At 64.8% G+C, this 12004-nt stretch carries 11 protein-coding genes; 6 read left to right on the forward strand and 5 right to left on the reverse strand.

Annotation, left to right across the window (positions count from 1 at the left end; genetic code table 11):
• Nucleotides 1–8 precede the first annotated feature (8 nt).
• Nucleotides 9–686 carry a hypothetical protein gene (locus AC0L2R_RS21750; RefSeq protein WP_473511450.1) on the reverse strand — a complete coding sequence of 226 codons (678 nt, stop codon included), beginning with the start codon at nt 684–686 and terminating at the stop codon, nt 9–11.
• A gap of 87 nt (nt 687–773) precedes the next feature.
• On the opposite strand from AC0L2R_RS21750, the gene AC0L2R_RS21755 reads away from it, so the two are divergent.
• Nucleotides 774–1472 (forward strand): type 1 glutamine amidotransferase, encoded by a 699-nt coding sequence (locus AC0L2R_RS21755; protein WP_473511474.1) that lies wholly within the window; start codon nt 774–776, stop codon nt 1470–1472.
• A gap of 284 nt (nt 1473–1756) precedes the next feature.
• Nucleotides 1757–1888, forward strand: a complete 132-nt coding sequence (locus tag AC0L2R_RS21760; protein ID WP_473511478.1) for a hypothetical protein — start codon at nt 1757–1759, stop codon at nt 1886–1888.
• 5 nt (nt 1889–1893) lie between these two features.
• On the opposite strand, the gene AC0L2R_RS21765 is transcribed toward AC0L2R_RS21760, so the two are convergent.
• Genes AC0L2R_RS21765 through AC0L2R_RS21775 form a run of 3 tightly spaced genes read right to left on the reverse strand, consistent with a single transcriptional unit; the run spans nt 1894 to nt 4692 of the window.
• Nucleotides 1894–2667, reverse strand: coding sequence for a metallophosphoesterase (locus AC0L2R_RS21765; RefSeq protein WP_473511476.1), 774 nt, complete (start codon nt 2665–2667; stop codon nt 1894–1896).
• A 35-nt stretch (nt 2668–2702) separates the two neighbouring features.
• Nucleotides 2703–3839: an alpha-hydroxy acid oxidase gene (locus AC0L2R_RS21770; RefSeq protein ID WP_473511451.1), complete on the reverse strand. Its 1137-nt coding sequence runs from the start codon at nt 3837–3839 to the stop codon at nt 2703–2705.
• Nucleotides 3840–3888: 49 nt separating this feature from the next.
• A complete protein-coding gene (locus AC0L2R_RS21775) occupies nt 3889–4692 on the reverse strand; it encodes a FadR/GntR family transcriptional regulator (RefSeq protein WP_473511453.1) in 804 nt (267 codons plus the stop codon).
• Between the two features lie 197 nt (nt 4693–4889).
• Between AC0L2R_RS21775 and AC0L2R_RS21780 the strand changes: the two genes are divergently transcribed.
• The 4 genes from AC0L2R_RS21780 to glcF all read left to right on the forward strand — a co-directional run bounded on the left by AC0L2R_RS21780 (nt 4890) and on the right by glcF (nt 10794).
• Nucleotides 4890–6233, forward strand: a complete 1344-nt coding sequence (locus AC0L2R_RS21780) for a DUF3422 family protein (protein ID WP_473511455.1) — start codon at nt 4890–4892, stop codon at nt 6231–6233.
• A 279-nt stretch (nt 6234–6512) separates the two neighbouring features.
• Nucleotides 6513–8009, forward strand: coding sequence for an FAD-linked oxidase C-terminal domain-containing protein (locus AC0L2R_RS21785; protein WP_473511457.1), 1497 nt, complete (start codon nt 6513–6515; stop codon nt 8007–8009).
• Between the two features lie 237 nt (nt 8010–8246).
• Nucleotides 8247–9452, forward strand: coding sequence for an FAD-binding protein (locus tag AC0L2R_RS21790; protein ID WP_473511458.1), 1206 nt, complete (start codon nt 8247–8249; stop codon nt 9450–9452).
• 10 nt (nt 9453–9462) lie between these two features.
• The gene (glcF, locus tag AC0L2R_RS21795) at nt 9463–10794 is read left to right on the forward strand and encodes a glycolate oxidase subunit GlcF (protein ID WP_473511460.1); all 1332 of its coding nucleotides are present in this window, start codon (nt 9463–9465) and stop codon (nt 10792–10794) included.
• An 18-nt stretch (nt 10795–10812) separates the two neighbouring features.
• Here glcF and AC0L2R_RS21800 read toward each other — a convergent pair whose 3' ends face one another.
• Nucleotides 10813–11733, reverse strand: coding sequence for a bifunctional 5,10-methylenetetrahydrofolate dehydrogenase/5,10-methenyltetrahydrofolate cyclohydrolase (locus tag AC0L2R_RS21800; protein ID WP_287071305.1), 921 nt, complete (start codon nt 11731–11733; stop codon nt 10813–10815).
• Nucleotides 11734–12004: the final 271 nt, after the last annotated feature.

The raw sequence follows: 12004 nt of genomic DNA on the forward strand, positions 1-12004 counted from the left end.
TCTTGGCGTCAAGTCTCGGCCGACGGATGCCACACGGGCACATAGCCTTGCCTCAGCACGGCAACGGTGGTCGCCGGCGTGAGCAGGCGGATTGGACGGTCGGCAAAACCGCCGAACCCCACGGGATCGCCGTCCACCGGATCGCCCCCCACACGATCACCATAGCCTGCGAACGACCAGCGCAGCGCCTTGCCGCCGCGCATCGCATAGGCATTGCCGCCGTCCGCAACCATGGCGCCGTCCGGCAACCCGGCAAGCTCTTCTACGGATACGACCGGTGCCTGCCCACCCGACGCCAGCCGCTCCCTATGCAGCCGCTTGTCGACCTGTGGTGCGCGCGGCGCGGCAATGCCGAAGGCCATGCCGAAGCGCCGGACGAAGTCCCTGGCCCGCTCGCGCCGGCAGAAGAAGCAGGGCCGATGCCCGGCCGAGAGCGCGGTCACCTCGTCCAGGAAAAACAATTCGGTCCAGCCGGCCTTGCCGCCGTTCCGGTTGCGGCCCATCGGCTCGCGCCGCACATCGCGGAATCCGCATGCGCAGATGATCCAGGCCTGCAGCGCCCAGCGCTTTTTCAGCAGCGTCTTCGTTTCGGGGTCATGGATGATGCCGCGATTGCCCATGAACAGGCCGCGCTCCGGCACGGCGTGGATGACACCGAACGGGTCGACCCGATTCTGCAGTGGCATAGCTTTCTCCCCGAATGCGTATCTTGGCCGGAATGACGGCGGCATGATATCGCTCGTCGCATCGTTTTCATGTCAGCAGGTTTTTCGATGCGGGTGCTGGTGGTCCAGAATTTCGACAGCGAGGGTCTTGGCCAGATCGGCGCGGCGCTTGTCGAGGCAGGCGCCGATATCGATCTGCGCCGGCCCTATTGTGGCGAGATGCTGCCGCAGGACAGCGCTGCGCACGACGCCATGGTCGTGCTCGGCGGCGCCCAGAATGCGCTGGACGACGAGATCTGCCCGTATTTTCCTGAACTTCTCGACCTGACGCGCGATTTCGCCGGCAAGGATCGCGCCGTGCTCGGTATCTGCCTTGGCAGCCAACTGGTGGCGCGCGCCTTCGGCGGCGAGAACCGGATAGGCGGCGCCTCGGAATTCGGCTGGCACAAGGTTTCGCTCACGCCGGCGGCGACGGCCGATCCGGTGCTCGCTGCGCTGCCCGAAAATTTCCCGATCTTCGAATGGCACGACGACACCTTTGTCTTGCCCGAAAATGCCGTGCGGCTCGCCGGCAACGACGTCGCCGAGAACCAGGCGTTTCGCATCGGCCGCGCCGTCTATGGCTTCCAGTTCCATTTCGAGGCGGACCGGCCGATGGTCCGCGACTGGAGCGCATCTTTCGCATCGCTCATTGCCGAGCGGCACCCGGACTGGAGCGATCGGCTCGACGACGAAATGGCCCGCCACGGAGCGGCTGCCGATGCCGCCGGGCTGGCCATCGCCCGCGCCTGGGTGGCGACGATCTGATCGGTCAGTATCGACGTTGCATATTTGGCACGCCGGCAAAAATCCGCTGTGGACAGCATGTTTCGTGCTTGGCTTGTGGCCGCCCGCCACCCTAGAAGGCACCCGCTCTGCATCGTCCGTGCAACGCGATGAACCTTTTGGGTCACTCGCGCGACACATCGCCGATACAGAACATGCCTAAAAGCAGCGAAATCGTCGAAACTTTGAGACGCATTTTCCGTTTCAACCCATTCGTAACCCACCCCGTGCACAGATGCAGAAAGCCTAACCAAGAGATGACGTCCGTGAAAGCAGCGCTTCTGTCCTTTGTCATGTTGTCGGCCATCTTCTTGTGCGGCCTCGGCACCTATGCCGGCGACGCAGCCAACAACCACAACGCCGTCGACGGCTACGGCGTCACCGCCGCGCTTCGCTAAGCGCTTTAACCCCTCTCGCCCGACACCACCAGGATACGCTTGTCGGCACCGTCGAGGACGAGCGCGCTGAGGTTTCCCGTCTGGTAGGCGAGCGTGTCGATATTGACGCGGTTGACCATCACCTCGGCCTCCGGCACCGGCGTGTGGCCATGCACCACGATTTTTGGATGCAGGCCGGAATGATTGTGGAAGACATCGCGGATCCAGATCAGGTCCTGCGCGCTCTGACTTTCCAGCGCAATGCCCGGCCGGATGCCGGCATGGCAGAAGAAGAAGTCGCCGAAGGTCAGTGAAAACGGCAGCGACTGCAGGAACTCGACGTGGCTTTTCGGCACGGCCTCGACAAGTGCTGCATGGCCTTGCCGCAATGCCGCCTCGGACCTGCCGAACCACGCGCCGCCACCTTCATTGAGCGCTACGCCATAGGATTGCGCGGTCTGGATGCCGCCGTAGCGCATGAAAAGCCCGTCCGCATCGGGAGTGTCGAGGAAGTCTAGGAAGCCGATGTCGTGATTGCCGGCGAGCATCAGGTGGCGCGGGTCGCGTTTTCGCACTTCGATCAGGAAATCGATGACGCCCTTGGAGTCCGGGCCGCGGTCGACATAGTCGCCGAGATGGACGACACGCCAGTCGACTGGCCGCGCCTGGCTGATCTCGGCCGCAATCCGGCGGTACATGGCGGCGAGCAGGTCGAGCCGGCCATGCACGTCGCCGACCGCATAGATGCGCATGCCTTCCGGTCCGCGCGCGTCGAGAAAGTGGATGCCGGGGGCAGTCAATGCTTCCATCTCCGTGATCATGCCGCCACGGGAGTCTAACGCCGAAGCTGATCCTTGCCCATGTCGGTCACCAGACGCTTTCCGCACAGTGCCAGCGTTATGTCCATCTCCTTGCGGATGATTTCCAAGGCTTTGGTGACTCCATTCTTGCCGAGCGCGCCGAGGCCGTAGAGGAAAGGCCGGCCGATATAGGTGCCCTTGGCGCCGAGACACAGCGCCTTCAGCACGTCCTGGCCAGAGCGGATGCCGCCATCCATATGCACTTCGATCGTGTCGCCGACCGCGTCGGCGATTTCTTCCAGTACCGAAATCGACGACGGCGCGCCGTCGAGTTGGCGTCCGCCATGATTGGAGACGATAATCGCGTCGGCGCCGGTCTTGGCCGCCATCAGCGCGTCCTCCTTGTCGAGGATGCCCTTCAGGATCAGCTTGCCGCCCCAGCGCTCCTTGATCCAGGCGACGTCCTTCCACGACAGATGCGGATCGAATTGCTCCGTCGTCCACGACGACAGCGAGTTGAGGTCGCCGACGCCCTTGGCGTGGCCGACGATGTTGCGAAAAGTCCGGCGCTTGGTACCGGCCATGCCAAGGCACCAGCCCGGCCTGGTCGCCACCTGCCAGACATGCTTCGGCGTGAAGCGCGGCGGCGCCGACAGCCCATTACGGATGTCCTTGTGGCGCTGGCCCAGGATCTGCAGGTCGAGCGTCAGCACCAGGGCCGAGCACTTCGCCGCCTTCGCCCTGTCGATGAGACTGAGGACGAAATCCTTGTCGCGCAGCACATAGAGCTGGAACCAGAACGGCTTCCTGGTCACCGATGCGACATCCTCGATCGAGCAGATGCTCATTGTCGACAGCGTGAACGGCACGCCGAATTCCTCCGCCGCCTGCGCCGCCATCATCTCGCCGTCGGGGTGCTGCATGCCGGTCATGCCGGTCGGCGCCAGCGCCACCGGCATCGCCACCTTCTCGCCGATCATGGTCGATTCCAGCGAGCGGTTGCTCATGTCGACCAGCACGCGCTGGCGGAACTTGATCTTTTGGAAATCCTCCTCATTGGCCCGGTAGGTGCTTTCGGTCCATCCACCGGAATCGGCATAGTCGAAGAACATCTTCGGCACGCGGCGGCGCGCCAGGTCCTTGAGATCGGCGATGGTGAGGATCATGCTCATGGGCTTCCCGCTGATGGTTCGCTAATTCGTCGCAATTCTTGGCCGGCGCTCACGAGCGTTTTCGTGCCGGCTCGCTGTCGCCGGCTTCCGAGCGCTGCATCAGCCTCAGCCGCGACACGCGTTGCCAGTCGCCGCTGCGCTCGGCCTCGGCCATGGTGCGTTCGACATGGGTGATGTGGTCCATCGCCGCCTGCCGCGCGGCCGCCGGATCGCCGGCCTTGATCGCTGCGTAGATCGCCCGGTGCTGCGAAAGCAGCGCCTCGCGCGCGCCCGGCACGTTGAACACCAGGAGCCGGTTCTGGAACACGCCCTCCGACAGCAGCCGGTAGCACGAGCGCAGCGTGTGCAACAGGATGATGTTGTGCGCGCATTCGCAGATCGCGTGGTGGAACTCGACGTCGATTTCCGCCTCGTCGTCGAAATTGCCGGTCCGGTGCGCCTCGTCCATGCGCGCCATGATGCGATCGAGCAGCGCCAGGTCGTCTGATGTGGCGCGCCGCGCCGCATACTCGGCCGCCACCGCCTCGATCTCGCGGCGGTATTCCAGATAGTCGGTCGCCGCCTTGCGGTGCATGGAGATCAAGTCCGTCACCGGCTTGGTGAACAGCTGGCCGATGACGTCGGCGACATGGGTGCCGCCGCCGGGCCGGGTCGTCAAAAGCCCGCGCCCCTCCAGCGCCTTCAGCGCATCGCGCAGGATCGGCCGCGACACCTCGAACCGGCGCGCCAGTTCGCGCTCGCCCGGCAGCCTGTCGCCGGTGCGCAGAACGCCTTCGAGGATCAGACTCTCGATCTGCTGCACCACCTCGTCGGCGGTGCGGGAATGCTCGATTCTGGAGAAAATGTCGCTCAACGGGGATGGCCTGGGGATTGAACCGGTGTCGCGCAGGATAAGGCCAGTGTCAGCAACTGGTCAAATTATTTATCCAGTTCGCCCGCTTGGCCGAAGCCGATGTCGCCCGGCATATCGCTTTCGGCTAATTTGTCGTTTGCTTGCCCCGGCAATTGGCTCTAGAGGGACGCGAGTGCACCAGGCCCGGGGGACCAGCCGTGGCAGATGACCCGTCCAATCCAAAATTCCAGCCGCGCGTCGAGGGCAGCGTCATGGGCTTTCCCGCGCATGAGGGACGGCCTGGCGCGCTCGGCGAGGTTCACGCCCGTCCGCATCCGCTGGTCGAGAAGCCGCGCGTGCTGGTGCAGCTTTCGTTCATGACCGAAGCCGGCTCCGGCGTCGACCAGGCGGTGCTTTCCGAACTGTCGCGGCGCCTCGGCATCGCCGCGCCTGACCCTCATGCCCGCCACCACGCGATGAAGTGGGGCAAGGGCTCGCTGCGCTGGGAACGGCATACGGAATTCTCCACCTATCTATGGGAAGGACCGCTCTCCGAGAGCGGCCAGCGCCAGGAAGGTTCGCCTTTCGGCAACGGCTTTTCGCCGCCGGGAACGGTGATTTCCGGCATCAGGCTCGAAATCCGCAAATGGACGCAGGCGAGCGAAAGGCTGATCGCTGGCTTCGACCCGACCAGCATGTGCTATTCGCTGGTCGAGCGCGGCAACGCCGCCATCGTCACCGATTTCCGCCAGGACGGTGACGGCATGACCCGCATGCTGGTGCTCGACCGCGGCCTGACGCCGGCACGCACCGGTGCGCTGGCGCAGCGGCTGATCGATATCGAGACCTACCGCACGCTGGCCATGCTTGGCCTGCCGCTGGCGCTGATGCTGTCCGGTCGCGCCCGCCGCATCGAAGACCGGCTGGCGCAGACCACGCTGGAAATGAAGGTCGCCGAAACTCGCGACAACCAGACGCTGCTTGCCGACCTGACCGAGCTTGCCGCCGAACTCGAGGCCGATGCAGCCTCCAGCCTCTATCGCTTCGGCGCCAGCCGCGCCTATGACGGCATCGTCCGCGAACGGCTGGAGGCGCTGGAGGAAGAGGCGGTGCCCGGCTATGACACCTGGGGCGGCTTCCTGCAGCGCCGCGTCGCCCCCGCCATGCGCACCTGCCGTTCGGTCGAGGAGCGTCAGGCCAATCTGTCGACCAAGCTCACCCGTGCCACCACGCTGCTGCGCACCTGGGTCGACGTCGAGGTCGAGAAGCAGAACCGCGATCTGCTGGCGTCGATGAACAACCGCGCCCGCCTGCAGTTGCGGCTGCAGCAGACGGTGGAGGGTCTCTCGGTCGCCGCCGTCTCCTACTACGTCGTCGGGCTCATCGGCTACCTCGCCAAGGGCGCCTCGATCTTCGGCCATGCCGTCGCGCCCGAGGTCGTGACCGCCGCCTCGGTGCCGCTCGCCATCCTGCTGGTCTGGTGGGGCGTGCGCCGAGTGCGCCGTCTCCACTCCGAACCCGCCAAGCCGGCAGGCGAGCAGGCAGGCAATCTCCCACCTTGAGGGGGAGATGTCGCCGAAGGCGACAGAGGGGGTCGTATCGCATAGAGCGCCAACCTCGTTTCCCGGCGGGACACGACGTTGGCGATTTGCGTGAGACGACCCCCCTCTGGCCGCTTCGCGGCCATCTCCCCTTCGAGGGGCGAGAAAGTCAGCGCTTCCCTCTCGCCGACCCGCGCAAGATCGTCCCGGTATCGGCTTCCGATTTCGGCCAAAGCAGGATTTGCAACAAGCGCCTGCCGCTGGTAAAAGATTTTTACCAGTCGATCGAAGGAGACTGTGATGTCCGGCCTGCTGATGCCGAAGCCAGACGACGCCACGATGCGCCGGCGCGATGAGATCGTCGCCGATATGCGCATCATCGTGCCCGGCGAGGGCGTCGTCGACGCGGCCAATTCGATGCGCGCCTTCGAGAGCGACGGCCTCACCGCCTATCGGCAATTGCCGCTGGTCGTGGTGCTGCCCGAAACGGTGGCGCAGGTCTCGCGCGTGCTGAAATATTGCAACGACCGCAACATCCGCGTCGTGCCGCGCGGTTCCGGCACCTCGCTGTCCGGCGGCGCGCTGCCGCTGGAAGATGCCGTGCTGTTGGTGATGAGCCGCTTCAACCGCATCCTCGAGATCGATTTTCCCAACCGCATCGTCGTCGCCCAGCCGGGCGTCACCAATCTCGGCATCACCACCGCCGTCGAGCAGGAGGGCTTTTATTACGCCCCCGATCCATCCTCCCAGATCGCCTGCTCGATCGGCGGCAATGTCGCGGAGAATTCCGGTGGCGTGCATTGCCTCAAATACGGCCTTACCGCCAACAATGTGCTCGGCATCGAGATGGTGCTGATGAACGGCGAGGTGGTGCGGCTCGGTGGCAAGCATCTCGACGCGGAAGGCTACGACCTGCTCGGGGTGATGACCGGTTCCGAAGGGCTGCTCGGCGTCGTCACCGAGGTCACCGTGCGCATCCTGAAGAAGCCGGAGACGGCTCGCGCGCTGCTGATCGGCTTCCCGACCAGCGAGCAGGGCGGCCAATGCGTCGCCGACATCATCGGCGCCGGCATCATCCCGAGCGGCATGGAGATGATGGACCGCCCGGCGATCCATGCTGCCGAGGATTTCGTCCATGCCGGCTATCCCCTGGATATCGAGGCGCTGCTGATCGTCGAACTCGACGGGCCGGGCGTCGAGGTCTATCATCTGATCGGCCTGGTTGAGGCAATCGCCTATAGGAACGGCTCGACCACATGCCGCATCTCGCAATCGGAGCAGGAGCGGCTGAGTTTCTGGGCCGGCCGCAAGGCGGCCTTTCCGGCGGTCGGCCGCATCTCGCCGGACTATTACTGCATGGACGGCACCATCCCGCGCAAGGAACTGCCGCGCGTCCTGCACGGCATGCGGGAACTCTCCGAAAAATACGGGCTCGGCGTCGCCAATGTATTCCATGCCGGCGACGGCAATCTGCATCCGCTGATCCTCTATGACGCCAACGTGCCGGGCGAGCTCGACAAGGCGGAAAGTTTCGGCGCCGACATCCTGCGGCTCTGCGTCAAGGTCGGCGGCGTGCTGACCGGCGAGCACGGCGTCGGCGTCGAGAAGCGCGACCTGATGCCGGAAATGTTCAACCAGATCGACCTCGACCAGCAGATGCGGGTCAAATGCGCTTTCGACCCCAACCATCTGCTCAACCCGGGCAAGGTGTTTCCGCAGCTTCGCCGCTGCGCCGAGCTCGGACGCATGCACGTGCATCGCGGCCAGACGGCGTTTCCGGATATTCCGAGGTTTTGAGGTGGGTACGTTGGCGCTTGAACACCCCCCTCTGTCCTGCCGGACATCTCCCCCTCAAGGGGGGAGATTGGCAGCTCGCGCGCCTCACCCTTCTTTCAACGTTGAAGATTGGCGAAGCCGGACGCGACATCTGATCTCCCCCCTTGAGGGGGAGATGCCAAGTTTTGGCAAAGAGGGCAGGACAGAGGGGGGCGCGAAGGAACACAGCGTTCTTGAATTTGCACATGGCGCAACGCCATGACCACCTTCACCCCCGCCACCGCCGCCGAAACCCTGTCCACCGTCGCCTGGGCGGCGGCGGAAGAAACGCCGCTCGAAATCCTCGGCCATGGCTCCAAGCGTGGCATCGGCCGTCCGCTGCAGACCGAGCACACGCTCGACCTGTCGAAACTGTCAGGCGTGACGCTCTACGAGCCGGCTGAACTGGTGCTGTCAGCAAAGGCCGGCACGCCGCTCGCCGAGATCGAAAAATTACTTGCCGAAAACGGCCAGCAACTCGCTTTCGAACCACTGGATTATGGCCCGCTGCTCGGCGGCGAAAAGGGAAAAGGCACGATCGGCGGCGTACTGGCCGCGAACCTTTGCGGTCCGCGCCGGCTGAAAGCGGGGGCGGCGCGCGACCATATTCTTGGCATTGCAGCGGTTTCGGGGCGTGGCGAGGCGTTCAAATCGGGCGGCCGCGTGGTCAAGAACGTCACCGGCTATGACCTGTCCAAGCTCATGGCCAACAGCTGGGGCACGCTTGCCGTTCTTACCGACGTCACCTTCAAGGTGCTGCCCGCTGCCGAGACCGAAGTCACGCTGGCTGTGCGCGGCCTGCTCGACGATCATGCCGCGGCCGCTATGGCGCTGGCGCTCGGCTCCAGCGCCGAAGTGTCGAGTGCTGCCCATCTTCCCGAACGCGTTGCCGCACGGGTCGCCGGCGGCGGTTTCGGCAGTACCGCCGCGACATTGCTGCGCGTCGAGGGGTTCGGCCCGTCGGTCGCCTACCGCATCGCAGCGCTGAAAGATCTGCTCGGAAATGCCGGCCCGCTCGAGGAAATCTCGGGCGAGACTTCGCATTCGGTCTGGCGCGATATCCGCGATTGTGCGCCGTTTGCCGACGGCCTGGAAAAGCCGGTGTGGCGCGTGTCGATGGCGCCGGCACAAGGCCACCAGATGGTGCTGGCGCTGCGCATGCAGGCGGCCGTCGATGCCTTTTATGACTGGCAGGGCGGACTGATCTGGCTGCGCATGGAGCATGGCGATCCCGAGGCCGATCTTCTGCGCGCACTGGTGAGACAGTATGGCGGCGGCCATGCGACGCTGGTGCGCGCCGCCCCTTCGCATCGCGCCGCTGTGCCGGTGTTCGAGCCGCAGGCGCCGCACCTAGCTGCATTGTCGGCGCGGCTCAAAGCCGAATTCGATCCGAAGGCGATCCTCAACCCCGGCCGCATGGCTTAGGAGGTTCGAGATGCAGACCAATTTCTCAGCTGCCCAGCTTGCCGATCCGCATGTCGCGGAATCGGAAAAGATCCTGCGCAAATGCGTGCATTGCGGCTTCTGCACGGCCACCTGCCCGACCTATGTGACGCTTGGCAACGAACTGGATTCGCCGCGCGGGCGGATCTACCTGATCAAGGACATGCTGGAGAACGGCCGACCGGCCGACAAGCAGATCGTCACCCATATCGACCGTTGCCTGTCCTGCCTCGCCTGCATGACAACCTGCCCGTCGGGCGTCAACTACATGCATCTGGTCGACCACGCCCGCGTCCATATCGAGGAAACCTACAAGCGGCCGCTGCCCGATCGGCTGACGCGCGCCATGCTGGCCTTCGTCCTGCCTTATCCCTCGCGGTTTCGCGCAGCGCTCAAGCTGGCAAAGCTCGGCCAGCCATTCGCCGGATTGCTGGAAAAGCTCCCGGCGCTGAAGCCGCTGGGTGCGATGCTCAAGCTCGCCCCGGCGTCGATTCCTGCGGCCTCGCCAATGGCTTCGCCGGGCATTCATGCCGGGCAGGGCACGAGCAAAAATGGCCGCGTCGCCATCCTTACCGGCTGCGCGCAGTCCGTGCTCGATCCCGCCATCAACGACACGACGATCGCGCTGCTGACGCGGCTCGGCGTCGAGGTCGTGGTTCCCGAGGGCGAGGGCTGCTGCGGCGCGCTGGTGCATCACATGGGCCGCGAGGCGGCAGCCCTTGCCTCGGCCAGGCGCAATGTCGACGCCTGGACGCGCGCCATCGAGCAAGGCGGGCTGGATGCCATCGTCATCACTGCGTCGGGCTGCGGCACCACCATCAAGGATTATGGTTTCATGCTGCGCCTCGATCCCGCCTATGCCGACAAGGCAGCGCGGGTGTCGGCGCTGGCCAGGGACATTACCGAATATCTGGCAAGCATCGATCTGCCCGAGCCGGTGCGCAAGCCCGGCACCATCGTCGCCTATCACTCCGCCTGCTCGATGCAGCACGGCCAGAAAATCACTCGCCAGCCGAAGGAGCTTCTGGCCAAAGCCGGCTTCGTCGTGCGCGAGCCGCGCGAGGGGCATTTGTGCTGTGGCTCGGCCGGCACTTACAACATTTTGCAATCGGAGATTTCGGCTCAACTGCGTGATCGCAAGGTGAGAAATATCGAGGCGACCGGTGCTGAAATCGTCGCCACCGGCAACATCGGCTGCATCACTCAGATTGCGTCCGCCGCGAAACTGCCGGTGGTGCACACGATAAAGCTGCTCGACTGGGCCTATGGCGGGCCGCAGCCGGAGGGCGTTCCGGACAGCAGGGCAGCCGTTGCAGCGGAGTGATCCACCGGCGCTGCCGGCTTATTCCGCTGCGAGCTTGTCCACCACGCCATAGGTCGCATGGTAACGCGCGCGCTGGCGGCTGAGCGCCACCATCGTGTTGCGCAAAAGAATCGCCACGGTGATCGGGCCGACGCCGCCCGGCACCGGCGTGATCCAGGACGCCACATGCTTGACGCTCTCGGCGTCGACGTCACCGACGATGCGGCTCTCCCCGTCCGGTCCGATCTCGGCATTGATGCCGATGTCGATGACAGCCGCGCCGGGCTTGACCATATCGGCCTTGATCAGCCGCGGCTTGCCGACGGCGACGAACAGCGCATCGGCACGCCGCGCATGCGCTGCCACCGAGCGCGTCATGTGATGGCACACCGTCACCGTCGCGCCTTCGCTCATCAGCAGGAAGGCGATCGGCTTGCCGACGATCTCGGAGTGGCCAACAATGACGACCTCGAGCCCCTTGAGATCGAGACCGGTCTCCTTGAGCAGTTCGACCGAAGCGGCGGCCGTGCACGGTGCGAGGTCTAGCTGGTTGTAGACGATGTTGCCGATCGAGGCTGGATGCATGCCCTCGACGTCCTTGAGCGGATGCACCGCCGCTTGCAGCGTCTTGATCGGGATATGCACCGGCACCGGCCGCTGGATGATGATGCCGGTGACGCGCGGATCGGCGTTCAGGCCGTGGATCGCTGCTTCGAGTTCGCCAGCGGTGATGTCGGCGGGAAATCGTCTTTCCTCGAAACCGATACCGGCCAGTGCCGCCTTGGCGCGCTGGTTGCGCACATAGACATCGACTGCAGCCGTGTCGCCGACGGTGATCGATATCAGTTTGGCCGGAAAGCCTTCGGCGGTTGCGATCGCTGCATCCTCGCGCACCGAGGCGATGATGCGTTGGGCGACCGGACCGCCCCGGAGATAGCGGCTGTCGTCGGACAGGGACATTGTGCTTAAGCCTTTGTCTGGAAGCGTTGCAGCCGACATAGCAAAATACCGAGGAGAATGGCAGCGAGAATGCGAACCGCCATGCCGCGGGCGCGACGTACCACCCGATCCTGCCAAACTATCCTATCGCGTCCCGGAAACAGAAAGGGGGGGGGGGCGGGGGGGGGGGGCCGGGGGGGGGGCCCCCCCCCCACCCAAACGCCCGCCCCCCGAATATGTATTAAACCAGTCAGGAGTGAGAAAAACGGTACAAAAAAAAAAAACCACTAAA

This window comes from Mesorhizobium sp. WSM4820 (assembly GCF_055811075.1).